At 73.0% G+C, this 23,138-nt stretch carries 20 protein-coding genes and 2 pseudogenes; 2 read left to right on the forward strand and 20 right to left on the reverse strand.

Translation table 11 applies throughout. The features are described from left to right. The 11 genes and pseudogenes from ACGFNF_RS19375 to ACGFNF_RS19425 form a co-directional block, all read right to left on the reverse strand. Positions 1 to 185: pseudogene (locus ACGFNF_RS19375) on the reverse strand (4-oxalocrotonate decarboxylase); the annotation flags it as partial. Further along, positions 182 to 1,237, reverse strand: a complete 1,056-nt coding sequence (gene dmpG / locus ACGFNF_RS19380; RefSeq protein WP_393169520.1) for a 4-hydroxy-2-oxovalerate aldolase — start codon at positions 1,235 to 1,237, stop codon at positions 182 to 184. The gene dmpG and the pseudogene ACGFNF_RS19375, both read right to left, overlap by 4 nt. 110 nt (positions 1,238 to 1,347) lie before the next feature. Then, a pseudogene (locus ACGFNF_RS19385) lies at positions 1,348 to 2,262 on the reverse strand (acetaldehyde dehydrogenase (acetylating)); the annotation flags it as partial. Between the two features lie 79 nt (positions 2,263 to 2,341). Beyond that, positions 2,342 to 3,136, reverse strand: coding sequence for a 2-keto-4-pentenoate hydratase (locus ACGFNF_RS19390; protein ID WP_393169522.1), 795 nt, complete (start codon positions 3,134 to 3,136; stop codon positions 2,342 to 2,344). Positions 3,137 to 3,314: 178 nt separating this feature from the next. Continuing rightward, positions 3,315 to 4,826 (reverse strand): 2-hydroxymuconic semialdehyde dehydrogenase, encoded by a 1,512-nt coding sequence (locus tag ACGFNF_RS19395; protein WP_393169524.1) that lies wholly within the window; start codon positions 4,824 to 4,826, stop codon positions 3,315 to 3,317. A 20-nt stretch (positions 4,827 to 4,846) separates the two neighbouring features. Next, on the reverse strand, positions 4,847 to 5,110 hold the full coding sequence (locus tag ACGFNF_RS19400) for a EutN/CcmL family microcompartment protein (RefSeq protein WP_151454616.1): 264 nt from the start codon (positions 5,108 to 5,110) through the stop codon (positions 4,847 to 4,849). Further along, the gene (locus tag ACGFNF_RS19405) at positions 5,097 to 5,435 is read right to left on the reverse strand and encodes a BMC domain-containing protein (protein WP_393169526.1); all 339 of its coding nucleotides are present in this window, start codon (positions 5,433 to 5,435) and stop codon (positions 5,097 to 5,099) included. The genes ACGFNF_RS19400 and ACGFNF_RS19405 overlap by 14 nt, the downstream gene beginning before the upstream one ends. A 23-nt stretch (positions 5,436 to 5,458) precedes the next feature. Beyond that, positions 5,459 to 5,749 carry a BMC domain-containing protein gene (locus ACGFNF_RS19410; RefSeq protein WP_121398123.1) on the reverse strand — a complete coding sequence of 97 codons (291 nt, stop codon included), beginning with the start codon at positions 5,747 to 5,749 and terminating at the stop codon, positions 5,459 to 5,461. Between the two features lie 35 nt (positions 5,750 to 5,784). After that, the gene (locus ACGFNF_RS19415; protein ID WP_151454614.1) at positions 5,785 to 6,624 is read right to left on the reverse strand and encodes a 2-amino-5-chlorophenol 1,6-dioxygenase subunit alpha; all 840 of its coding nucleotides are present in this window, start codon (positions 6,622 to 6,624) and stop codon (positions 5,785 to 5,787) included. Next, positions 6,617 to 7,600: a tRNA U-34 5-methylaminomethyl-2-thiouridine biosynthesis protein gene (locus tag ACGFNF_RS19420; protein ID WP_393169529.1), complete on the reverse strand. Its 984-nt coding sequence runs from the start codon at positions 7,598 to 7,600 to the stop codon at positions 6,617 to 6,619. The genes ACGFNF_RS19415 and ACGFNF_RS19420 overlap by 8 nt, the downstream gene beginning before the upstream one ends. Beyond that, complete coding sequence (locus tag ACGFNF_RS19425; protein ID WP_393169531.1) at positions 7,597 to 9,615, reverse strand: hydantoinase B/oxoprolinase family protein; 2,019 nt, start codon at positions 9,613 to 9,615, stop codon at positions 7,597 to 7,599. Before ACGFNF_RS19425 ends, ACGFNF_RS19420 begins: the two co-directional genes overlap by 4 nt. A gap of 167 nt (positions 9,616 to 9,782) precedes the next feature. Between ACGFNF_RS19425 and ACGFNF_RS19430 the strand changes: the two genes are divergently transcribed. Continuing rightward, positions 9,783 to 10,607 (forward strand): IclR family transcriptional regulator, encoded by an 825-nt coding sequence (locus ACGFNF_RS19430; RefSeq protein ID WP_393169533.1) that lies wholly within the window; start codon positions 9,783 to 9,785, stop codon positions 10,605 to 10,607. A gap of 8 nt (positions 10,608 to 10,615) precedes the next feature. On the opposite strand, the gene ACGFNF_RS19435 is transcribed toward ACGFNF_RS19430, so the two are convergent. The 8 genes from ACGFNF_RS19435 to ACGFNF_RS19470 are packed head-to-tail and all read right to left on the reverse strand — an operon-like array spanning position 10,616 to position 20,650. Continuing rightward, on the reverse strand, positions 10,616 to 12,235 hold the full coding sequence (locus ACGFNF_RS19435; RefSeq protein ID WP_393169535.1) for a thiamine pyrophosphate-binding protein: 1,620 nt from the start codon (positions 12,233 to 12,235) through the stop codon (positions 10,616 to 10,618). Then, on the reverse strand, positions 12,232 to 12,993 hold the full coding sequence (locus tag ACGFNF_RS19440; protein WP_393169537.1) for an enoyl-CoA hydratase/isomerase family protein: 762 nt from the start codon (positions 12,991 to 12,993) through the stop codon (positions 12,232 to 12,234). The genes ACGFNF_RS19435 and ACGFNF_RS19440 overlap by 4 nt, the downstream gene beginning before the upstream one ends. Continuing rightward, positions 12,990 to 14,348, reverse strand: coding sequence for an adenylosuccinate lyase (gene purB, locus ACGFNF_RS19445; protein ID WP_311412342.1), 1,359 nt, complete (start codon positions 14,346 to 14,348; stop codon positions 12,990 to 12,992). The genes ACGFNF_RS19440 and purB overlap by 4 nt, the downstream gene beginning before the upstream one ends. Continuing rightward, positions 14,348 to 15,925, reverse strand: coding sequence for a class I adenylate-forming enzyme family protein (locus tag ACGFNF_RS19450; protein ID WP_393169539.1), 1,578 nt, complete (start codon positions 15,923 to 15,925; stop codon positions 14,348 to 14,350). Before ACGFNF_RS19450 ends, purB begins: the two co-directional genes overlap by 1 nt. Before the next feature lie 3 nt (positions 15,926 to 15,928). Further along, complete coding sequence (locus ACGFNF_RS19455; RefSeq protein WP_393169541.1) at positions 15,929 to 17,938, reverse strand: hydantoinase/oxoprolinase family protein; 2,010 nt, start codon at positions 17,936 to 17,938, stop codon at positions 15,929 to 15,931. Between the two features lie 50 nt (positions 17,939 to 17,988). Further along, positions 17,989 to 18,816 carry an ABC transporter permease gene (locus ACGFNF_RS19460; RefSeq protein ID WP_311412339.1) on the reverse strand — a complete coding sequence of 276 codons (828 nt, stop codon included), beginning with the start codon at positions 18,814 to 18,816 and terminating at the stop codon, positions 17,989 to 17,991. Further along, on the reverse strand, positions 18,813 to 19,697 hold the full coding sequence (locus ACGFNF_RS19465; protein ID WP_393169544.1) for an ABC transporter ATP-binding protein: 885 nt from the start codon (positions 19,695 to 19,697) through the stop codon (positions 18,813 to 18,815). The genes ACGFNF_RS19460 and ACGFNF_RS19465 overlap by 4 nt, the downstream gene beginning before the upstream one ends. Further along, a complete protein-coding gene (locus tag ACGFNF_RS19470; protein WP_393169546.1) occupies positions 19,694 to 20,650 on the reverse strand; it encodes an ABC transporter substrate-binding protein in 957 nt (318 codons plus the stop codon). Before ACGFNF_RS19470 ends, ACGFNF_RS19465 begins: the two co-directional genes overlap by 4 nt. A gap of 291 nt (positions 20,651 to 20,941) precedes the next feature. On the opposite strand from ACGFNF_RS19470, the gene ACGFNF_RS19475 reads away from it, so the two are divergent. Beyond that, on the forward strand, positions 20,942 to 21,769 hold the full coding sequence (locus tag ACGFNF_RS19475) for a MaoC/PaaZ C-terminal domain-containing protein (protein WP_393169548.1): 828 nt from the start codon (positions 20,942 to 20,944) through the stop codon (positions 21,767 to 21,769). Positions 21,770 to 21,840: 71 nt separating this feature from the next. On the opposite strand, the gene ACGFNF_RS19480 is transcribed toward ACGFNF_RS19475, so the two are convergent. Next, a complete protein-coding gene (locus ACGFNF_RS19480) occupies positions 21,841 to 23,133 on the reverse strand; it encodes an RNA polymerase sigma factor (RefSeq protein WP_393169550.1) in 1,293 nt (430 codons plus the stop codon). Positions 23,134 to 23,138: the final 5 nt, after the last annotated feature.

Here is a 23,138-nt window from a genome sequence, read left to right on the forward strand (position 1 = left end):
AGGCCCATCTTCAACCCGACCAGCCGCTCACCGCGGTCGAGGCGACGCTGGATCAACGCGGTCTGCACCCCGTACGCCGCATCCACATCCAGACCGGTCTCGGCAGCAAGCTGCGGGATGGCGGTGGCGGTGTCGGCCGCCTCGCCGAGGCGCTCGGCGATACCGGCGGTGTCCGGCCCGATCATGAGGTCTCCTTGCCGGCGAGGTCCAGTGCCACGTCCACGATCATGTCTTCCTGCCCGCCGACCATGCGGCGGCGGCCCAACTCGACCAGGATCGAGCGCACGTCCACCCCGTACTTGTCCGAGGCCCGCTCCGCGTGCCGCAGGAAACTCGAATACACCCCCGCGTACCCGAGGGAGAGGGTTTCCCGGTCGACCTGCACCGGCCGGTCCTGCAACGGACGCACAATGTCGTCAGCGGCATCCATCAGCGCGAACACGTCACAACCGTGCTCCCACCCGTGCAACTCCGCGACGGCCACGAACACCTCCAACGGCGCGTTACCCGCCCCGGCACCCTGCCCCGCCAGGGACGCGTCGACCCGCACCGTCCGACCGTGCGCCGAACCCAGCGGCCCGTCACCGAGGATCCGCCCGTGCTCGACGGCGATGACGCTGTTGGCGACGCCGAGGGAGAGGTTGTGGTGGGCGTGGATACCGATCTGCGTGCTCGGCTCCAACACCTGCCGGTACGCGTCCACCCGCTCGGCGACGTCGGACATGAGGAGTCGGCCGCCGGAATCGGTGACGTAGACGCAGTGCGCCCCGTACGACTCCATCAACTTCGCCTGCCCCGCCAGGCCGGCCGGGTCGTTCATGTGCGACATCATCAGGAACCCGGACACGTCCATGCCGTTCTCCCGCGCCCACGCGATGTGCTGCGCCGAAATGTCGGCCTCCGTGCAATGCGTCGCGATCCGCACACTCGTCACCCCGAGCGCCTTCGCCGCCTTCAAATCCGCGATCGTGCCGATCCCCGGCAGCAGCAGCGTCGTCAGCTTCGCGTTCGTCATCACCTCCGCCGCCGCAGCAATCCAGTCGGCGTCACTGGCCGCACCATGGCCGTAGTTGACACTCGACCCCGCGAGGCCGTCGCCGTGTGCCACCTCGATCGCCGCTACACCGGCGGCGTCCAACGCCGCGGCGATCGTGCGAACCTGCTCGACCGTGTAGCGGTGGGCGACGGCGTGCATGCCGTCGCGCAACGTCACGTCCTGGATGTACAGATCAGTCACCGGGTCACCTCCACGACGTCCCGACCCACGCCATCGACACCAGCGCCGCCATCGCCCGCGCCATCGCCACCAGCGCCGTCGCGGCCCGCGCTGTCATGGCCGGTCGCTGCCGATCGCAGCCCAACCAGCCGCTCCGCCGTACGCAGCGCCGCCGACGTCATGATGTCCAGGTTCCCCGCGTACGCCGGCAGATAGTGCCCCGCGCCGGAGACCTCCAGGAACACCGACACCTGCAACCCGCTCAGGTGCCGACCCAACGACGGCACGTACGCATCGACCCGATCGAACTGCACGTCCTGCTTCAACCGGTACCCCGGCACGTACTCCTGCACCGCCGCCACCATCCGCCCCACCGACGCGGCGATCGCCACCCGATCGGCGTCGGCGTCCTCGCACAGGCAGTACACCGTGTCACGCATCAACAACGGCGGATCCGCCGGATTCAACACGATGATCGCCTTACCACGCTGCGCGCCACCGACCACCTCGATCGCCCGCGCCGTCGTCTCCGTGAACTCATCGATGTTCGCCCGCGTCCCCGGCCCCGCCGACCTCGACGCGATCGACGCGACGATCTCGCCGTACGCCACCGGCGTCACCCGACCCACGGCGGCGACGATCGGCACGGTCGCCTGCCCACCACACGTCACCATGTTCACGTTGCGCTCACCCAGGTGCTCGTCCAGATTCACCGGCGGCACCACATACGGACCCACCGCCGCCGGCGTCAGATCCACCACCAGCCGACCATGCGCCGCCAACACCGCATCGTTGTAACGGTGCGCACCCGCCGACGTCGCATCGAACACCAACTCCACATCCGCGAACTCCGGCATCGCCACCAGGCCATCGACACCCTCGGCAGTGGTCGCCACACCCAACCGCCGCGCCCGCGCCAGACCATCGGAGCCGGGGTCGATGCCCACCATCGCCACCATCCGCAGCGACTCCGACAACCGCAACACCTTGATCATCAGATCGGTGCCGATGTTGCCCGACCCGATCACCGCCACACCAACGCTCACGACGCCTCCCCCTCACCGAAGACCGCGACGGTCGCCAGGCCATTGCGCGCACGCACCACCGCGAAGACCGCCATCGCGCTCACGACGCCTCCCCCGAGAAACAGGTACGCACCGAACCCAGCCCCGAGATGCGCGCCTCGTACGCCGCACCCGCCGTCACCGGCACCATCGGACCGAGCGCCCCGGACAGCACCACATCCCCGGCACGCAGCGGATCACCGGAGCGTGCGAGGGTCTGCGCCAACCACTGCACCGCATGCAACGGATTACCCAGACACGCCGCCCCTGCGCCGACAGACACCTGCTCACCCGCCTGCTCGAGGACCATGCCGCACAGCCGCAGATCCACATCCGCCAGCCGGCGCGGCGTCGTGCCCAGCACGAACAGGCCGCTGGAGGCGTTGTCCGCCACCGTGTCCACGATCGAAATGTCCCACCCCGCCACCCGCGAATCCACGATCTCGATCGCCGGCAACACGTGATCCACCGCCCGGATCACATCCGCGCCGGTGATCCGCTCGTCGGGCAGGTCCGCGCCCAGCACGAACGCGACCTCCGCCTCCACCCGGGGCTGCAACAGCCGGCCCATGGGCACCTCGGCCCCGTCGGCCACCGCCATGTCGTCGGTCAGCACCCCGAAGTCCGGCTGGAACACACCGAAGGACTCCTGCACCGCCCGCGACGTCAACCCGACCTTCGCCCCGACCCGCCGGTGGCCGCGCTGCAACCACTGCCGCACCTGAAGCTGCTGCACGAGGTACGCCGACGTAACGTCGCCCTCCGGCAGCAACCGCCCCCGCAGCGGCGCACACGGCTTACCGTCGTCCCGCGCGTCGACCAGCTCCCGCGCCGCCGCCTCGTAATCAACGCTCATGTCAGCTCCCCACTCCACTCGGAGCCGCTACCGACAGCCGCGGGTCGACCGGAAGCCGGACGGACACCCCGCGACACTGAGGCCGGCGTCCAAGCGCATACCGGCCCGGTGCGCCCGACACACGATGTGCTCGCCGCGTTCACCGCACCCGCGTCACCGATGCACTCGCCGCGTCCGGTCATGTCAGGTCCACGCAGACGTTGGTCAACTCGGAGTAGAAATCGAGGGAGTGCACGCCACCCTCGCGCCCGATCCCGGACGCCTTCACCCCACCGAACGGCGTCCGCAGATCCCGCAGGAACCACGTGTTCACCCACACGATCCCCGCGTCCAACCGCATACCGGCCCGGTGCGCCCGACCCACGTCCCGCGTCCACACCGCCGCCGCCAGCCCGTACTCCGTGCCGTTCGCCAACGCGAACGCCTCATCCTCATCGTCGAACGGCGCCACATGCACCACCGGCCCGAAGATCTCCTCGCGATTGGTCCGCGCCCGCGGGCCCAATCCCGTCAACACCGTCGGCTGCACATACGCACCACCATCACGCGCATCACCGAAGGCCGGCACGCCGCCCCCGGTCAGCACCTGCGCACCCTCACCACGAGCCAGGTCGTAATAGCCCAACACCTTGTCGCGGTGCTGATGCGAGATCAGCGGCATGTTCACCGTGGCCTCGTCGGCGGGCCATCCGAACGACAGCTCACCAGCCCGCTGCGCGAGCCGGGCCGTGAACTCCTCGAACACCGGCCGCTGCACATAGACCCGCTCCGTGCACAGACACACCTGACCACCATTGGTGAAACTCGACCGCACCGAACCGGCCACCGCCGCGTCCAGGTCGGCGTCGGCGAAGACCAGACCGGCGTTCTTGCCACCCAACTCGAAGGAGACCGCCTTAACACCTTCGGCCGCCGCCCGCATGATGGCGCTGCCGGTCGACGACTCGCCGGTGAACGTGATCGCATCGACGTCCGGATGACGGGTCAGGAACTCACCCGCCGAATCCGGACCGAAGCCATGCACCAGATTGAACACACCCTCCGGCACACCCGCCGCCGCCATCACCTCCGCCAACAACGTCGCCGACGCCGGCGTCTCCTCACTCGGCTTCACGATCACCGCATTACCGCAGGCAAGCGCCGGAGCGACCTTCCAGGTGAGCAGCAGCAGCGGCAGGTTCCACGGCACGATCACCGCCACCACACCCACCGGCTTGCGGACCGCATAATTCAACGCCCGGCCACCGGTCGGGGTGACCGTGGTGAAGGACTCCGTCGGCGCCGTCGCCACGATCTCCGCGAACGCACGGAAATTCGCCGCACCACGCGGAATGTCCAACGTGCGCGCCTGCGAAATCGACTTGCCGGTGTCGGCGACCTCGGCGGTCACCAGGTCGTCGAAACGACGCTCCAACTCGACGGCGACCCGACGCAACACCTCCGCGCGCTCCCGCTCCCCCATCCGACCCCACGGCCCCCGCAACGCCCCCCGCGCGGCGGCGACCGCATCGTCCACACACGCCCGGTCCGCCTCAACCACCTCGAACACCGGCTCACCCGTCACCGGACTGCGCTTGACGAACCGCCGCCCGCCCTCGACGAACTCACCGCCCACGAAGTTACGCAGGGTCGGCGGGTCGGCGCCCGGGTGGCCGTCGCGCAGACTCACCGGCCAGGATGACTCGGCCATCGTCAGGTGTCCCTTCCGGTTCAGGTGCTGGGTTCGGTCCGCTCGCTGCCGAGGTCGGCGACGAGCGCGACCACGGCGGCGTCCACGGTGGGTTGGCCGGTCACGGCGGCCGCGGCCTCGTCGGTGACTACCAGGACGGTGGTGCCGACGCCGACGTTCAGGGGGTCGACGGCGACGAGGTCGGGCCCGTCGCCGTGCGGGCGGACCAGGACGAGCCGCCTGCCCTGCAACGCCGGCAGGATGCGGTCGGCCCACACCTTGCCGACGACGTCACCGAGCACCATCGGTTTCTCCCCGTAGGCCGGCGATGACCTCGCGGATGCGGGCCGGTTCGGGCGCGTCCAGCAGGGCCGCCGTGGTCGGGTGGGGCTTCGGGTAGACCTGGGAGCTGCGCAGCTCGCCGTGGGCGCGGATGGCGGCCTCGCCGGCGGAGACTGCCTGGCGTACGGCGGCGAGGGTGCCCCGGACGGCGACCGCGAGGTAGCCGCTGGTGACCCGTTCCACGGCCGCGCACCGGACGTCGGCGGTCTTGATCATGGCTTCGATTCCCGCCGAGAGGGCCACCAGGCCGCGTGTCTCGACGATTCCGATCGCGATGTCGGAGGACATGGCTGATTCTCCTTACCCGGTTGTCAGTTGCCGACGAGGTCAGGCTCGGCGGCCAACGCGCTCACCGCGTCGCAGGGGCTGGCGAAGACGATCGAGCGCACCGAGCGGCTGCGCGCCCGGGCGGTCTCCTCGCCGATGTCCACCGCCTCCTCGACGGTGGCGAGGTCGCCGCGCACGGCGACCGCGACGATGCCGCCGCCGAGGCGTACGACCTTCGTCACCTCGACCTCGGTGGCCTTCACCATCGCGTCGACGGCGTCGAAGATGGGGGTGAAACCCTCGGCTTCGACGAAGCCCACGGCCACGTTTCGCATGTCTGCTCCTTGCTCTGGTTGCGGGTCGGCTTCGGTCAGGGACGCTCGGGCAGGTTCCAGGACAGGACGGCGGCGCCGGTGCCCCAGATCGGGCCGTACGAGTGCAGCTGTGCCGGGCCGCTGGCGGCGCCGGTTCCGGCGGCGAAGGCGAGGGCCCGGAACTGGCTGTCCGCCTGGGCCTGCCGGGCGTAGTCCTCGCGGATCGCGAGCGCCTCGTCGACCTTGCCGGCGGTGAGCAGGTCGAGTACGCGGGTGTTCCACTGGTCGTGCGCGGGTGTGCCGATGTGGTCCTGACCCGGCTCGATCCACTGCTGGATGAGTCCGGAGGACAGGCCGCTCACCACGACGACGGCGGCGCGTACTCCGGCGTCGCGGGCGGCGGCGGCACCGGCCCGGCCGACGTCGGCGAGGGTGTCGGCGTCGGCGTACAGGTTGCAGGAGACCTGCGCCCAGCGCAGCTTGCGCTCCGGGTCGAGCAGCGCGGAGGTGACGATGGTCCCGGCGTCGATCGGGAAGCCCTCGTAGCGGGTGCGGCGCGCCTGCTTGCCGTCGGCCTGCACCCGGTCGGCCCACCGCTCGCTGAACTCCACGTCGAAGCGCAGGTCGTAGCGGAGCAGGCCGTAGTCGTAGGCGTACCAGTTCTCGTCGACGTGTTCGCCGCGCGGGTTGGGGTCGCACTGGAACTGGTGGCCGAGGACGGTGAACCACTGGGTGGACAGCAGCAGGACGACGTCGGGCTCCAGCCGGCGCAGGCGTTCGCCCACGTCGCGGGCGGCCGAGGCCAGTGCCGCCCAGCTCGGTGCGGGTTCCTTCGCGAGCAGGTGGGGCATGCCGGGCACGAGCGCTCCGGCGACGATTCCGGTCCGGTCAGCCATGGGGGCTCCCCTCGGGCAGCCACTCGACGACGGCGTTTCCGGTGCCGATGATCGTGCCGTAGCCGAGCACGTCTCCGGCGACCTTGGGCCAGCCCATCGCGGCGAGCAGCCAGGTGAGGCTGCCGGCCTTCGTCTCCGACGCGGTCGCCTCGATGTGTTCGGTGATGAGTTCCCGCAGCGGGGCGGTCGGTCCCCGGCGGATCGCTTCGAGCAGCTTCATGTCCCACCGGTACTGGTGGTTGTTGTACGGGTGTTCGCGTTCCATGTCCTCCGGCAGTGCCGGCTCCTCGTGCCAGTGCAGGTGCGACAGGGAGTTGGAGGCGAGCAGCACGGCGCGGCGGCCGGTGGCCTCGACGGCGCGGCGGGTGGCCTCGCCGAGCACCTCCATCTCCTCCAGCGCCGCGTCGGAGTAGAAGTACGGGTTGTTGTTCGCCGACAGGGAGACCACGGGGATGTCCCAGGCGGGGTTGGCCAGGTGCAGGGCGCCGATGGTGGCGTAGTCGACGCGTACCCGTGGGTCGCGCATCGCGCGGGTGACCAGGCCGAGGCCGCTGGCCTCCTCGACGATGGCCTCGCCGAGTTCGACGTCGGTGTGGAAGTCGTACCGGTAGCGGAAGAGGTGCGGGAAGATCGGCTCGACGGAGATGCCGCGCGGGTTGGGCGCGCAGTTGACGTGGTGGCCGACCATCGTGATCCAGTGCGGGGCGTGCACGATCAGCACGTCGGGCCGGTGCACCTCCTGGATGCGCTTGCGCAGCCGCTCGTAGGCCCAGCGCAGCGTCTCCCAGCCGCCGGTGGAGCGGGGCTCGTTCTGCGGCGGGTTCTCCGCGTAGATCAGGTGGGGCGGGTGTGGGCTGAGGCAGCCGGCGACGATGCCGGCGCGGGCCGGGGCGGCCTGCGGGGCCGGGGCGTTGCCGGCGCCGCCACCGGTGCGGGGCCTGGTGGTCGCCACCGGCACCCGGAAGACCCTGCTCATGGCCGCCCCTCCCCGGTGAGGACGCGCACGTACGCGCGGTGCTCGGTGGTGCCGCCGAGGATCTGCATCCCGTCGTCGTCGAGGGCTATCTCGTCGGCGGCGAGCGCGGCGTCGTGCCGCAGCCAGGCCCGCAGTGGTGCCGGGTGTACGCCGTGCAGTTCGACGAGGCTCTCCTCGGCGAGGCCGCTTCCGGGCGCGACGTAGGCCAGCCGGCGCTGGCCGCGTCGGCCGGTGTAGGCGGGCCGGTCGGTGGTGGTGAGGCGCAGCCAGCTCCGCTCGTCGCGCAGCCGCTGCCGCTCCTCGGCGGTGGCCGCGCGGTCGGCCTCGCCGGCGCCGTCGAGGACGACGCCGTAGCGCTGGCGGGCCTCCTCGCCGGTCAGGTAGTCCTGCCGGACGTCCTCGGCGACGGCGTCGGGCGCGCGGTCCAGCGGGTCGCCCCAGCCGCCGCCGCCGGCGGACTCCATGACCAGCACGTCCCCGGCCCGCATGGGGAAGCCGGCGATCTTGCCGGGGGTGTCGAAGTCGACCCGTCGGCCGTCGGCGCGGCGCAGGTGGGTGACCGTCGGCGCGCCCGGGCCGCCGTGCCGCAGCCCGTACGGGGGGACGGTGGTGCGGTCGGTCTGCACCGAGTACGCCCCGCCGCTGGCCAGCAGCCGGGTCTCCCGCCGGCTGCCCAGGCCGCCGCGGTGCGTACCGTCTCCGCAGGAGCCGGCGCGCAGCTCGCAGGCCTCGACCAGGATCGGGATCTCGGTCTCCAGCCGCTCGACGGACTGGATGGTGGAGATGTCGCCGAGGTCGACCGGGTTCATCGCGCTGGGGCCGTCTGATTCGAGGAATCCGCCGTTGCCGCCGGCCGGGTAGTCGTAGTAGAGGTAGGGCTGGCCGGTGTGCTCGTCCACGCCGCCGATGAGGTTCTGGAAGGTGGTGCCGAACTGGTCGGCGGCGATGAGGTCGGGTGCCACCTGGCTCAACGCGGCCATCACCGCGGAGATGACCCGCTTGCGGACCTCGCTGTGGGCGTTGGCCGGGGCGGGGTAGCTGACGTGGACCACCGTGCCGGGCTCGGTGCGCACCCGCAGGGGCCGGAACGCGCCGTGGTTGACCAGCCCGCCGGGGTCGAGGGCGGACTTGACGGCGATGAACACCCCGGCGACGGTCATCGCCCGCGACGAGTTGACCACGGCGGCGACCTGGGTGGAGGAGCCCCGGAAGTCGGCTTCGATCTCGTCGCCGTCGACGGTCAGCCGGCAGCGGACGATCGCGGCGTCGTAGTCGCCGTCGGTGTAGAGGTCGAGGTAGTCCTCGTAGCGGTAGGTGCCGTCGGGCAGCGACCGGATCATGTCGCGCAGCCGCTGCTCGGTGCGGTCCATGTTGGCCGCGACGCAGTCGAGGATCAGTCCGGTGCCCCAGCGGTCGACGAGTTCCTTCAGCCGTCGCTGCGCGGTGTGGCAGGCGGCGATGCTGGATTCGAGGTCGCCGCGGCGTTCCTCGGCCATCCGGACGTTGGCAAAGAGGATGTCGAAGGCGGCCCGGTTGGGGCGGCCGGCCTCGATCAGCTTGATCGGCGGGATCCGCAGCCCTTCCTGGAGGATCTCGGTGGCCTGGCCGGAGACGCTGCCGGGGGTCATGCCGCCGATGTCGGCCCAGTGCATCCGGACGCAGGGGAAGAGGAACAGCTGCCCGTCGACGAAGACCGGGCTGATCAGGGTGACGTCGTTGAGGTGGCTGCCGCCCCGGTACGGGTCGTTGACGATGTAGAGGTCCCCGGGGCGCATCTCGGCGGCGAAGTCGGCGAAGATCTCGGCCACCGAGGCGGGCATGGCGATGACGTGTCCCGGCATGTCCCGGCCCTGGGCGACCATCTGCCCCGAGGGGTCGAAGAGGGCGCAGGAGAAGTCCTGGGCGTCGGCGATCACCGGCGAGTGCGCGGTACGGAAGATCGTCTGTCGCATCTCGCGGACGATCGAGATGAGACTTTCGGTGACGACTTCCAGGTCGATCGGATTCACAGTCATGCGGATGCCTCACTGATTTCCGGTGTCGGTCCGTATCTGCCGCCGGAGTGGACCTGGACTGGTCAGGGCGAGTGGACCACCGTGGGTTGAACCACCGTAGAGTGGACCATCATGTGGTCCTAGAGTTATATTATGAAACCTAGCAGCCGGAAAGGCAGGGAAGCAAGATGTCGTACGCCACTGACCCGACGCCCGACGAGGGCGCCGCCCCACGCGAGTCGGGCACCCAGGCGCTGGACCGCGCCCTGGGCGTCCTGCTGGCCTTCCGGGGCGACGCCGTCGAGCGCAAGGTCAGCGACGTCAGCCGCGAACTGGGCCTGCACAAGTCCACGGCCAGCCGGCTGTTCCGCGCGCTGGCCGACGCCGGCTTCCTGCAACGCAACGAGGAGAACGGCACCTACCGCCTCGGCGTCGCCGTCTTCGAGCTGGGCGCCCGCTTCCTCGCCGGCATCGACCTGCACGCGCTGGCCCGGCCCCTGCTGCACCAGCTCGCCGAGCACGAGGGCGAGAGCGTCAACCTCGCCGTCCTGGAGGGCTCCGACGCCCTCTCGCTCTACGTCGTGCAGGGCACCCGCAACGTGCAGCTCGTCAGCCGCCTCGGCCGGCGCATCCCGCTGTGGTGCAGCGCGGCCGGCAAGGCGCTGCTCGTCGACCACGACGACGACGCCCTGCGCGCCCTGCTCGCCACCGTGCCGCTCAGGGCGCTGACCAGCAACACCATCACCGACCTGGACACCTTCGTGGCGCACATGGCCACCGTGCGACAGCAGGGCTGGGCCCTGAACGACCAGGAGAGCGAGCACGGGCTGCGGGTGGTGGCCGCCCCCGTACGCGACCGGCACGACCGGGTCACCGCCGCGATCAGCATCTCCGGGCCGATCTTCCGCCTGGACGACACCCGAACCCGGGAGCTGGCCGACGCCGCCTGCCGTACCGCCGCCGAGCTGTCCCGGCAGCTCGGCCACGGCTTCGGCGACCGGTGGGGCGACTGACCGCACCGTCAGAACCGCTCCTGGGTGACCTCGGGCAGGACCCGCACGTGCAGCACCCTGGGCCCGGTCACCGGCAGCACCTCGTCGAACGCCGCCTCCGCGCCGGCCTGGTCGGTGACCGTCCAGGCCGGTACGCCCAGGGACCGCGCCACGGCGGCCAGGTCCCGGGCCGGGAACCGGGCCAACGCCGGGTCGACGCCGCGCGGGCCGAACTTGCGCACCTCCGCGCCGTAGCCGCCGTCGTCGAGGACCACCAGCAGCACGGGCGCACCGACCCGGGCCAGCGTGTCCAGCTCCCCGAGGCCGGTGAGCAGGCTGCCGTCGCCCTCGAAGGCGACCACCGGCCGGTCCGGGCGGCCCACCCCGGCACCGACGGCGTACGGCAGGCCGACGCCGATGCTGCCGAACTCCCAGGGCGCGATGAACGCGCGGTCCATGGCCGACGAGTCGAGCAGCAGGTTCGGCCAGCCGCCGAACTGCCCCACCCCGACCACGGTGGTGCGCCGGGCCGGGAGCCGGCGGGCGCAGATCCGGATGAACGCCCGGGGGTCGATGCCCGCCGCCCCCTCGACGAACTCGATGCCGTCGAACGGGTCGGCCGCGGCGATCTGCGCGGCCAGGGCGGGGCTGCGCCACTCCGGGCGCTCGCGCGGGTCGAGCCGGGCCGTCACGGCCCGCGCGGTGACCGCCGCGTCCCCGACGATCCCCAGGTCGACGGGCCAGCGCGCCCCCAGCGCCCGCGCGTCGGCGTCGACGGCAACCACCCGCGCCGCGGGGAAGAGCGCGCCGTGGTCGGCCGTCCACCGGTTGAGTCCGGCGCCGAAGGTGACCACCAGGTCCGCGTCGGCCAGCACCCGCCGGGTCAGCGGGCGGGCCAGTCCCCCGGCCACCCCCAGGTGGTACGGGTGACCGGCGAAGAGCCCGGCGGCCAGCACGGTGGTGGCGAGCACCGCGCCGCAGCGGTCGGCGAGCCGGCGTACGTCGTCGGCCGCCGCCTCGGCGCCCCGCCCGGCCAGCAGCACCGGGCGGTGGGCGGCGGCCAGCCGGCCGACCAGTTCGGCGACGGCCTCGTCGGTCGGTGCCGGCGCGGCGGCCCGGTGCGCGGCGACGGCCGGCGCGGGCGCGGCACCGGCCGGCACCGGCTCGTCCTGGAGGTCGATGGGCACGTCGAGGACCACCGGGCCGGGGCCTTCGGCGGCGGCCCGGAACGCCAGGCCGACGTCGCGGGCGGCGGTGGCCGGCGCCGTCACGGGCACGAACGCTCCTGCGGTGGCCAGCGCGAACGGCTGCTGCGGGAAGCTCTGCACGTGCAGCGGGTCGCCGGGCGGGGTGTCGCCGGCGATCAGGACCAGCGGCGTGCCGGCCTGCCGGGCGATGGTCAGCGCGGCGCCGGCGACCGCCAGGCCGGGGCCCTGGGTCACGGTGACGACCCCGCACCGCCCGGTGGCGCGGGCCCAGCCGTCGGCCATCATCACCGCGGCGTTCTCGTTGCGGGCGGCCACGAACCGGACGCCGTGGCGCTGCACCAGGTCCGCGACCAGGAACATGTTGGCGTCGCCGAGCAGCCCGAAGATCGTGTCGACCCCGTGCGCCACGATGGCGTCGGCGATCGCCTCGCCGGCCCTCACCGGGGGTCCCGGGCGAGGTAGTCGCCGGCGGGCCGCAGCGCCACGCTCAGCGCGCCGAGGTAGGAGTCGTTGGCGGCTGCCTCGAAGCGGGGCCCGGCCAGGCGGGCGGCCCGCTTGGTCATCGACCGGCCGACCGCGGAGGTGGCGAGCAGCCGCTCGGCGATCCCGGTCGCGGCGTCGGCGAGCCGCTCCGGCTGCACCACCTCGGTCACCAGGCGCAGGTCGCGCAGCTCGTCGGCGGGGATCCGGTCGCCGAGCAGCAGCCAGCGCTTGGCCAGGTCGGCACCGACGAGGTCGGCGAGGATCGCCATGCCGCTCCAGGTCAGCGGGATGCCGAAGCCCACCTCGGGGAAGGTCGCGAAGCAGGTGTCGGCGGCCACCCGCAGGTCGCTGGCGAGGCCGAGCACCGCGCCGGAGCCGATGGCCGGGCCGTTGAACGCCGCGACGGTGGTCTGCTCCAGCCGGTACCAGCGTTCGACCAGCTCGGCGGTGCGGCGCTGGACGGACATCGTGGCCCGGGCGTCGAGGGTGGCCAGCTCGTGCAGGTCGGTGCCGGCGCAGAACGCGGTGCCGGCGCCGGTGAGCACGACCACCTCGGTCCCCTCGTCGCGGGACAGCTCGTGCAGCACGTCCTCGAAGCGGGCGAGCATCGCCAGGTCGAAGCTGTTGCGCCGGGCGGGCCGGTTCAGCGTCACCCGGGCCAGCCGGCCGTCGCGGTGCAGCAGCACGGACTCGTCGGCACGGTGTGCGGCGGTCATGGCGACTCCGAGTTCAGTAGGGCGCGGTCGACCAGCGCGGCGGCGTGGCCGACGTACGACAGCGGGTCCAGCAGGCCGGCGAGTTCCGCCGCGGGCAGGGCGGCGGTCACCTGCGGGTCGGCGCGCAGCGTCTCCGCGAACGGGCGGCCCGCATCGAGGCTGTCGCGGACGATCCGCATGACCAGGTGGTGGGCCTGCTCCCGGCCGAGCGGACCGGCCAGGCGCAGCATCACCGCCTCGGAGAGCACGAGCCCGCCGGTGAGGTCGAGGTTGGCGCGCATCCGGTCGGGGTTGACGCCGAGGTCACCGAAGACGTCGACCAGGCGCTGCATCGCGCCGCCGAGCAGGATGAAGCACTCCGGCAGCAGCTTCCACAGCGTCATCCCGACGCCCATGTCCCGGTCGTCCTGGGCGACCATGGTCTGCAACGCCAGGGGCACCTGGGCCCGCAGGGTGCCGGCGGCGGCGATCACCGCCTCGCAGCGGATCGGGTTGCGCTTGTGGGGCATCGTGCTGCTGCCGACCTGCGTGGCGCGCTGCGACTCGTACGCCTCGCCGACCTCGGTGCGGCCGAGGAAGTAGACCTCCCGGGCCAGCTTCTCGGCGCTGGCCGCGACGAGACCGAAGACCATCAGGCACTCGGCGAAGCGGTCCTGGGTGGCGTGCCAGGGGGTGTCGGCGACGCCGAGCCCCAGGTCGGCGGCGACCGCCTGCTCCAGCGCGAACGCCTGCGCGCCGTAGCCGGCCATCGTGCCGGCCGCGCCGCCCATGCTGGTCACCAGCAGCCGCTGGCGCAGTTGCCGCAGCCGGACGCGGTGGCGTTGCAGCTCGTCCTGCCACACCGCGCAGCGCAGGCCGAACGTCGTCGGCAACGCCTGCTGCCCGTGGGTGCGGGCGGCCATCGGGGTGGCGCGGTGGCGCAGCGCGAGCCGCCGCAGCGCGCGGACCAGCTCGTCGACCTGCCGCTGCACGATGTCCAGGCCGTCGCGGGCCCGCAGGACGAAGCCGGTGTCCATCACGTCCTGGGTGGTGGCGCCGAGGTGGACGTAGCGACCCGCGTCGCCGGGGCAGGCGGCGGTGAGCGCGCGCACCAGCGGCACCAGCGGGTGCACGGTGTCGGCGGCGTCGGCGGCGAGCACCGCCGTGTCGAGCCGCTCGACGCGGGCCGCCTCGGTGATCGCCTGCGCGGCGGCGGACGGGATGATGCCCAGCTTCGCCTGGCCCCGGGCGAGGGCGGCCTCCACGTCGAGCCAGGACTGCATGAGCTGCCGGTCGTTGAAGACCCCGCGCATCTCGGCGTTGCCGAAGAAGCTGGTGACGGTCAGCGAGTCCAGGAAGCACGATCCGAGCTGCATCAGCGTTTCCCCTCCGCGACGAGCAGTTCCCGGGCGGCCCGCCGGTCGACCTTCCCGGACGGCAGCAGCGGCAGGTCGGCGACGGTACGGATCAGGGTCGGCACCTTGTGCCGGGCCAGCCGTTCGGTGGCGGTGCGGGTGAGCCGGTCGACGTCGCAGTGCCCACCGGGGACGGTCACGACCAGGGCCGCGACCTCCTCCCCCCAGCGGGCCGACGGCACGCCGAGGACGCACACCCGGGCCACGGCCGGGTCGTCGGCGAGCACCGCCTCGACCTCGGCGGGGTGGACGTTCTCGCCGCCGCGGATGATCAGTTCCTTGATCCGACCGGCCAGGGTGAGGACCCGTTCTTCGGTGAGCGCGCCCAGGTCGCCGGTGCGCAGCCAGCCGTCGCTGGTGATCGTGGCGGCGGTGGTGAACGGGTCGTCGGCGTAGCCGCGGGTGACCGAGCTGCCGCGTACCAGCAGCTCCCCGACCTGCCCGGCGGGCAGCGGGGCGCGGGTGACGGGGTCGACCACGGTGGCCTGAAGGGCCGGCAGGACGCGGCCGACGGTGTCACCGGGCGCGCCGCAGGTCCCGTCGCCGGGGTCCAGGCTGATCGTCGGACCGGCCTCGGTCTGGCCGTAGACGACCGCCACCCGGTCCAGGCCGAGCACCCGGCGGGTGCGGGTGAGCAGCGCCGGGGTGCACGTGGCGCCGCCGAGGAAGCCGACCCGCAGCGACGACAGGTCCCAGCGTCCGGGGTCCCGCTCGACGCGGTCGGCGAGCATCGACGCCATGGTGGGCACGGCCTGCACCACCGTGCACGCGTGCCGCTGGATCTGGTCGAGGACCGGCTCGGTGCGGAACCGGCGGGCGGAGACCCACAGCGCGCCCGTCACCAGCGCCAGCATCGCCCCGCTGCCGAGCCCCGCCGCGTGGGCCAGGGGCAGCGGTGAGGCGATCCGGTCGTCGGCGCGCAGCCGGGCCGCCTCGGCCGTCCAGGCCGCGTTGGCCAGCAGGTTGCCGGCGCTCAGCGACACCATCTTGGCGGGGCCGGTGGAGCCCGAGGTGAACTGGATGTTGCAGGCGGCGTCGGGATCACCCACGGGTGCGGGAACCGGGCCGTCCCAGCCGGGCAGCCCCGACAGAGCCCCGGATCCCAGGTCCGCGTCGAGGACGTGCCAGCCGTCCGGGCGCTCGCCGGGCGGCAGCGCCGCCAGGACCCGCGTGACGGTGGACGGGCCGTGCCGGTCGCGGACCCGCTCGGCGGCGTAGAGGCGCCGGGGCCGGCTGCGGGCCAGCGCCGAGGTCAGCTCGGGCCCGGTGAGGCCGGGGTGCAGGGTGGTCAGGGCGGCGCCCCGCCAGGCTGCGGCGGCCAGCAGCACCAGCCAGGCCAGCCCGTTCTCGGCCCAGACCGCGATCCGGTCGCCGCGGCCGACGCCCTGGGCCGCCAGGACGGCGGCGGCCCGGCCGGCGAGGTCGGCGAACTCCCCCGTGGTCACCGGCCGGGCCGGATCGTCGAAGACGTACAGGGCGCGGTCCGGCTGCCGCGCGGCGCGCTCCAGCACGGTGAGGTCGAGGGCTGGCGGGATCACGGATCACTCCTTGGTCAGCAGCAGGTTTCCGTGGTCGTCGACCGTGGCGGCCCATCCGCCGCCGACGACGGTGGTGCTGCCGTTCTCGCGTACGACGGCGGGACCAACCACGGCACAGCCCGGCCCCAGGTCGGCGCGCCGCCACACGGTCGCCTCGACCCAGCCGCCCGGGCGGTAGAGACGGGTCCTGCCGGGCTGCGCCGGGCCGCCGGTCGGGGCGGCGAAGCGGACGGCCGGGCGGGGCCCGAACGCGGTGAGCCGGCAGTTGACGATCTCGGCGGGGTGGTCGGAGCGGGTGTAGGCGTACCGCTCGGCGTAGGCGGCGTGGAAGGCCGCCACCAGCTCGTCGGCGGTGGCCGGCAGCTCGGGCAGGGCGACGGCGAGGTCGAAGCTCTGGCCCCGGAACCGCATGCCGACCGACAGGCCGAAGCTGACCTGGTCGGGCTCCACGTCGTCCTCGGCCTTGAGCTGGGCCAGGGCGTCGTCGCGCAGGTCGGCCAGGGCCGCCCGGACGGCCGCCAGGCCGTCGTCGTCGGCCGGCACCAGCACGGTACGGACGTAGTCGTGGCGGGCCTGGGCGGTGACGAAGCCGAGCGCGGAGAAGTTGCCCGGCACCGGCGGAACCAGGACCCGACGGATGCCCAGTTCGTCGGCGAGGTCGGTGGCGTGCATCGGGCCGGCGCCGCCGAAGGGCATCAGCACGAAGTCGCGCGGGTCGTGCCCGCAGGCGACGGAGATCTCCTTGATCGCGCTTGTCATCTTGACCGTGGCGAGGGTGAGGATGCCGTGCGCCAGGTCCAGCTCGTCGAGACCGAACGTGCCGGCCAGCCCGGCCAGGGCGGTGCGGGCCGCGTCGGGGTCGAGCGGCACCTCCCCGCCCAGGCTCTCCTGCGGGTCGAGGTGGCCGACGAGCAGGTGCGCGTCGGTCGTGGTCGGCTCGGTGCCGCCCCGACCGTACGCGGCCGGGCCGGGGGTCGAGCCGGCGCTGCGCGGCCCGACGCGCAGTTCCCCGCCCCGGTCGCGCCAGGCGATCGAGCCGCCGCCGGCGCCGATCGTGTTGATCTCGACCTGGAAGGTGCGGTTCGGGTAGCCGGCGATCTTCCCGTCGTTGGTCATCAACGGCGCGCCGTTCTTGATCAGGCAGACGTCCGTGCTGGTGCCGCCGATGTCGCAGGTGATGACGTTGGGATAGCCGGCGAGCGAGGCGAGGTGCACCGTGGCGGCGACCCCGCCGGCGGGCCCCGAGAGGGCGAGGTTGATCGGCAGCCGCCCGGCCTCCTCGGTGGAGACGACACCGCCGCTGCTCGTCATGATCGACAGCGGGTGGGCGTAGCCGCCGTCGGCGAGGGCGCCGCCGAGTCCGCGCAGGTAGTCGGCGACGGTCGCCCGCACGCTGGCGTTGAGCACGGTGGTGGCGAACCGTTCGTACTCGCCCTGCTCCGGCACCACGTCGGAGGAGACGGTGCAGACCAGGTCGGGGTACCGCTCCGCCAGCCGCCGCGCCGCGGCCCGCTCGTGGGCGGGATTGCGGTACGAGTGCAGCAGGCAGACCGCCACCGCCCGGGGACCGGCGGCGGCCACCCGGTCGAGGGCCTCGTCCAGCTCCTCGGTGTCCAGCGGCCGGACCACGCTGCCGTCGGCGCCGATGCGTTCGCGCAGCACGTGCCGGTGCCGGCGCGCGACGAGCGGCGGCCGGCCGCTCTCCTTGACGCTGTAGAGGCGGGGCCGGTGCCCGAGGCCCATCTCCAGCACGTCCCGGAAGCCCTCGGTGGCCAGCACCGACACCGGCTCGCCGGAGCCTTCGAGCAGCGCGTTTGTCACCCGGGTGGTGCCGTGCACGAAGCGGTCGACCGTGTCCAGGCTGACACCGAGCTTGGCGAGGCCCTCGAAGATCGCCGCCGCCGGATCGTGCGGGGTGGAGAGGGTCTTGGCCTCGGCGAGCCGGGCGGTGGCCGGCTCGTAGACGATGACGTCGGTGAAGGTGCCACCGATGTCGACGCCGATGCAGAGCATGGCGAGCCTTTCGGATAGGGGGTGGATGGCGTCGGCGACGGGTCGGGCCGCTAGAAGTTGACGCCGTAGCGGCGCAGGGTCCGTCCCGTGACCAGACGCAGGATCCAGTCGAAGAGGTAGCCGAGCAGGCCCAGGGCGATGATGCCCACGAAGACCCACTCCGTCTTGGCGTAGTTCCGCGCCGTCCAGATCAGCGATCCCAGGCCGCTCTGGGCGGCGACGATCTCGGCGGAGACGATCGTCAGGAACGAGTTGCCCATCGCCAGCCGGGCCCCGGTGACCACGTGCGGCACCGTCGACGGCAGCACGACCGAGACGAGGCTGCGTACGGGGCCGGCGCCGAGCGCGCGGGCCGCCCGCATCCGGATCTCGTTGACCGACAGCACCCCGGCCAGGGTGTTGAGGGCGACGATGAAGACGGTGGTGTAGAAGATCAGCGCCACCTTCGACGCCTCCCCCGGGCCGAGCCAGATGATGGCCAGGGTGACGAAGGCGATCGGCGGCACGAAGCGGAAGAACTGGATGTACGGGTCGAGCATCAGCCGCAGCCAGGGGATGCAGCCCATCAGCAGACCCATCGGCACGCCGACGAGCACACCGAGCAGCCAGCCGGTGAGGATGCGGGTCGAGGACGCGCTGACCGAGTCCCACAGGGTCCCGTCGCGGACGAGTTCGACCGCGCCGTCCAGCGTGAGCCGCGGCGAGGGCAGGAAGAAGGCCGTGTAGTTACGGCTGACCAGGTCCCAGATCAGCACGCCGAGCAGCACCGACAGGACCGACAGCCCGATGCGGGTCAGCCGGGGCCAGCGGTTGCGACGGGGGCCGGTCGTCGCCGACGCCCTGGTGCGGTCGGGGACGGTGGGTGCCTCGACTGTCATCGCCCCTCCGTCCGGTCGTCGGCCGCGCCGGGCCGCCCGTCGTGGCCGTCGTCGAGCCCCTGGGCGCGCAGCGTCCGGGCCACCTCGGCGCCGATGTCCTCACGCAGCTCCCGGAAGAGCGCCGCGCAGGCCGGGTCGGTCAGGTCGCGGGGGCGGGGCAGGTCGCAGCGGTAGTCCTTCTTGATGGCCGCCGACGGTCCCGCGGTCATCGTGACGATCCGGTCGCCGAGCAGGATCGCCTCGCCGATGTCGTGGGTGACGAAGATGATCGTGGCGCCGGTCTCGCGCCAGATCCGGTCGAGTTCGACCTGCATCACGAGCCGGGTCTGGGCGTCCAGCGCCCCGAACGGCTCGTCCATCAGCACGACCGAGGGGTCGTTGGCCAGGACCCGGGCGAGCTGGGCCCGCTGGCGCATGCCGCCGGAGAGCTGCTCGGGGAACCGCTCGGCGCTGTGCGCGAGGCCGACCATCGCCAGGTACCGCTCGACGACCGCGTCGCGCTGGGCCTTCGGCACGCCGCGCATCTGCGGCCCGAAGGCGACGTTCTGGCGTACGGTCAGCCAGGGGAACAGCGCCTCGGCGCTCTGGAAGACCACGCCCCGCGACACGTCGGGGCCGGTCACCGGCTCGCCGCCGCAGGTCACCTCGCCGGCCGCCGGCCGGACGAAGCCGGCGACCGCGTTGAGCAGCGTGGACTTGCCGCAGCCACTCGGGCCGAGCAGGCAGACGAGCTCACCGGCGGCGATGTCGAGGCTCGCGCCGCTGACGGCGACGAACTCGCCGAAGCGGATGTCGACGTCGCTGATGCGGATCGGGGAGCCGGCGCGGCTGGCGGGTCGGCCGGCGAAGGTCGTGGCGGGTGCGGTGCCGTCGACTGTCACGCCACCCCCTTGACCATGACGGTCGCCGGGTCCGCCTTCTGCTTGACGATCTTGCTGTCCTGCTGGAACTGGGCGATCTCGCCGTAGCGCTTGAGGTCGTCGTCGGTGAAGTCGCGGACCTGGCACTGGACGCCCTCCAGCAGCGTCTGGGCCTCCTTCGCCGGCACCTTGATGGCCTTCTCGGTGACCGTGCCCGCCTTGGCCGGGTCCTTCGTGAGCTGCTCGCACGCCTGGCCGATGGTCTGGACGACCTTCTTGGCGGTCGCCTTGTTGGCCTCGTACCAGGCGCCGTCGACCCCGATCACCAGGTTGTAGACGTAGCCGATGTCGCCGCTGGTCAGCAGGACCTTGCCGCCGTTGGCGACGCCGCGCGACGGCCACGGCTCCCACATGATGTAGCCGTCCACGTCGCCGCGCTGCAGCAGGGCCGGCATCTCGGCGGGCGAGGCGTTGACGAACTCGACGGACTCCCGGCTGATGCCGCGCGCCGCGAGGACCTTGTTGGTGGCGTACTCGTTGACGGTGCCGGGGACGACGCCGTACTTCTTGATGCCGGACACGTCGGCGATGCCGGAGCGCGCCACGAGCTTGATGAAGCTGGGCGACTGGGAGAAGACGGCCAGGCCCTTGATGTCACCCCGGGTGGCCCGGTTCAGCAGGCTCGACTCGGTGCTGGCCGTGAACTGGCCCTGCTTGGCCAGGATCGCGTCGAGGCCACCGGTGCCCTCCTGGAACTGGGTGACGGTGACGTTCAGGCCGTTGGCCTGGAACAGCTTCTCCTGGTCGGCGAGGTAGATCGGGGAGTACGCCGGGTCGACGCCGACGCCGAAGTTGACCGCCGCCGACGGGGTCGCCTCGCCGCCACCGGACTCGGTCGGGGTCTGGTTCTCCGCGCATGCCGCAACGGCGGCGGTCACCAGCAGGGCTGCTACCGCAGCTCGCAATGCTCGCATTCTCATGGCTACCCCAGATACCTAGCGGCTCATATTATGGTTACCGTTGCTTAATATGGGACGCTACTGCCGGACGGTGGGCGCAGTCAAGAGATTCGACCTCACCTTCCTGCAACAGACAGTAGCCGTCGATCATCGCCAGCTGACGGGTCGAATCCGCGACCACAAACCGGGAGCCCGATGAACACGCAGGACAAACGGGCCCATGCCGCCCGGACACAGCAGCCGCCCACCGCCGAAGCGACCGGGTCGACCACTCTGCGTAGTCACGGATCCGCCGGAGGCGGTCGGGTGGTCGCGCCGGCGCTCGTCGGACTGCGCACCTCGCGGCAGCGGGCGTGGACCCCGACCGAGACGATCCTCTACGCCCTCGGGGTCGGCGCGGGACAACGCGACCCGGCGGCGGAACTCCGCCTCACCACCGAGAACTCCACCGGACACCCGCAGCGGGTGCTGCCGACCTTCGCCAGCGTGCTCGCCGCCGACCCACCGCCCCTGGGCGAAGTCACCGCGATCCGGCACGCGGAGGAGGCGCTGACCCTGTTCCGCCCGCTGTCACCGGCCGGGCAGGTGCACGCCACCGCCGCCGTGACCGCCCTGCACGACCAGGGCAGCGGCGCCCTGGTCGAGCACGTCTCCCGGCTCCACGACCCGGCGGGCACGCTCGTCGGCACCGTACGCCGGGCCATGTTCGTCATCGGCGCCGGCGGATTCGGCGGGCGTCGCGCCCGGCCCGCCCGCTGGCAGCCGCCGGCCGACCCGCCCGAGCACCGGCTCGTCGCCACCGTCCGCCCGGACCAGGCGCTGCTCTACCGGCTCAGCGGGGACCGCAACCCGCTGCACTCCGATCCGGCCGTCGCCGGCCGGGCCGGGCTGCCCCGCCCGATCCTGCACGGCCTGTGCACCTTCGGCTTCGCCGGGCGGCTCCTGCTGCCCCTCGTCGGCGACGACCCGACCCGCGTCCGGCACGTCCGCGTCCGCTTCGCCGCCCCGCTGCACCCGGGCGACACCCTGACGGTGCACGCCTGGCGGCGCCCGTACGGCGTGGTCTTCCGCGCCACCGACGGGACCGGACAGGTCGTCCTGGACCGGGGCGTGCTGGCGGTCTCCGCCCGGTGACCACCCGCCTGTCCGTCCTCCGGTAGCGCGGCGGGGACTACGCGCCCGCCCCGCTGTCGGCGGTCACGCCGTCACGTGCCCGGCGCGCGGAGCCGCTCGACCGCGTCCAGCCTGCGGCGCAGCAGGGCCCGTTCGGGTTCGGTGCCGGCCAGGCCGAGCGCCTCCCGGTACGCCTCGGCCGCGTCGGCGTGCCGGCCCAGGCGGTGCAGCAGGTCGGCCCGGGCCGCCGGGTAGGGGTGGTGGCCCCGCAGCAGCGGCTCGTCGGCCAGCTCGTCCAGCAGCGCCAGGCCCGCCTCCGGGCCGTCGCGCATCGCCACCGCCGCCGCCCGGTTCAGCGCGACCACCGGGGACGGCGCGAGGGCGAGCAGGACGTCGTAGAGCGCGACGATCTGCGGCCAGTCGGTGGTGGCGAGGTCCGCCGCCTCGACGTGCAGGGCGGCGATCGCGGCCTGTACGCCGTACGGGCCGGGCGGGCCGCCGGCCAGCGCGACGGGCACCAGGTCGAGGCCCTCGGCGATCATGCGGCGGTCCCAGCGCCCACGATCCTGCTCGTCGAGCAGCACCAGCTCGTCGTCCGGGCCCGTGCGGGCGTCACGGCGGGCGTGGATCAGCAGCATGAGCGCGAGCAGCCCGGCGACCTCCCGGCCGGCGGGCAGCAGCCGGCGCAGGATCCGGGCCAGCCGGATGGCCTCCTCGGCGAGGTCGAGCCGCTGCAGGCGCGGGCCCTCGCTGGCCGCGTACCCCTCCGTGAAGATCGAATACACCGCCTGGAGCACGCCCGGCAGCCGCTGCGGCAACTCCTGCGCCCCGGGCACGCGGAACGGGATCCGGGCCTCGTGGATCTTCTTCTTCGCCCGGGTGATCCGCTTGGCCATCGTCGCCGTCGGCACCAGGAAGGCGCGGGCCACCTCGGGCGTGGTCAGGCCCGCCAGGTAGCGCAGGGTCAGCGCCCCGTGGTCCTCGGCCGCGAGCGCCGGGTGCGCGCAGGTGAAGAAGAGCTGCAGCCGCTCGTCCGGCAGCTCACCGCCCGGCATCGGGGCGGGGGCGGGCTCCGCCCGGTCCGCCTCCGCCTGGAGGATGGCCAGCCGCGCGGCGAGGGCCTGGTCCCGGCGCAGCCGGTCGACCGCCCGGCGGCGCGCGGTGGTCATCAGCCAGGCGCCGGGCCTGGGCGGAACGCCGTCGACCGGCCACCGGGTCAGCGCCGCCTCGACGGCCTCGGAGGTGACCTCCTCGGCCAGGTCCAGGTCGCCGAAGCGGCGGACGAGGGCCGCCAGCAGCCGGCCGCGTTCCTCACGGAACACGGCCTCCACGACCGCCGCCGGCGCCTCGTCCGTCCCCCCGGTGTCGGCGGGCGCTCCGCCCACCGCGC

This window comes from Micromonospora sp. NPDC048868 (assembly GCF_043198195.1).
Lineage (GTDB): Bacteria > Actinomycetota > Actinomycetes > Mycobacteriales > Micromonosporaceae > Micromonospora > Micromonospora reichwaldensis.

Coding starts and splice junctions, on each gene's coding strand:
- ACGFNF_RS19390 (WP_393169522.1), bottom strand. CDS start 3,136: ATGAGCGTTGATTACGAGGCGGCGGCGCGGGAGCTGGTCGACGCGCGG.
- ACGFNF_RS19395 (WP_393169524.1), bottom strand. CDS start 4,826: ATGGCCGAGTCATCCTGGCCGGTGAGTCTGCGCGACGGCCACCCGGGC.
- ACGFNF_RS19400 (WP_151454616.1), bottom strand. CDS start 5,110: ATGGTGCTCGGTGACGTCGTCGGCAAGGTGTGGGCCGACCGCATCCTG.
- ACGFNF_RS19405 (WP_393169526.1), bottom strand. CDS start 5,435: ATGTCCTCCGACATCGCGATCGGAATCGTCGAGACACGCGGCCTGGTG.
- ACGFNF_RS19410 (WP_121398123.1), bottom strand. CDS start 5,749: ATGCGAAACGTGGCCGTGGGCTTCGTCGAAGCCGAGGGTTTCACCCCC.
- ACGFNF_RS19415 (WP_151454614.1), bottom strand. CDS start 6,624: ATGGCTGACCGGACCGGAATCGTCGCCGGAGCGCTCGTGCCCGGCATG.
- ACGFNF_RS19420 (WP_393169529.1), bottom strand. CDS start 7,600: ATGAGCAGGGTCTTCCGGGTGCCGGTGGCGACCACCAGGCCCCGCACC.
- ACGFNF_RS19425 (WP_393169531.1), bottom strand. CDS start 9,615: ATGACTGTGAATCCGATCGACCTGGAAGTCGTCACCGAAAGTCTCATC.
- ACGFNF_RS19430 (WP_393169533.1), top strand. CDS start 9,783: ATGTCGTACGCCACTGACCCGACGCCCGACGAGGGCGCCGCCCCACGC.
- ACGFNF_RS19440 (WP_393169537.1), bottom strand. CDS start 12,993: ATGACCGCCGCACACCGTGCCGACGAGTCCGTGCTGCTGCACCGCGAC.
- purB (WP_311412342.1), bottom strand. CDS start 14,348: ATGCAGCTCGGATCGTGCTTCCTGGACTCGCTGACCGTCACCAGCTTC.
- ACGFNF_RS19455 (WP_393169541.1), bottom strand. CDS start 17,938: ATGCTCTGCATCGGCGTCGACATCGGTGGCACCTTCACCGACGTCATC.
- ACGFNF_RS19460 (WP_311412339.1), bottom strand. CDS start 18,816: ATGACAGTCGAGGCACCCACCGTCCCCGACCGCACCAGGGCGTCGGCG.
- ACGFNF_RS19470 (WP_393169546.1), bottom strand. CDS start 20,650: ATGCGAGCATTGCGAGCTGCGGTAGCAGCCCTGCTGGTGACCGCCGCC.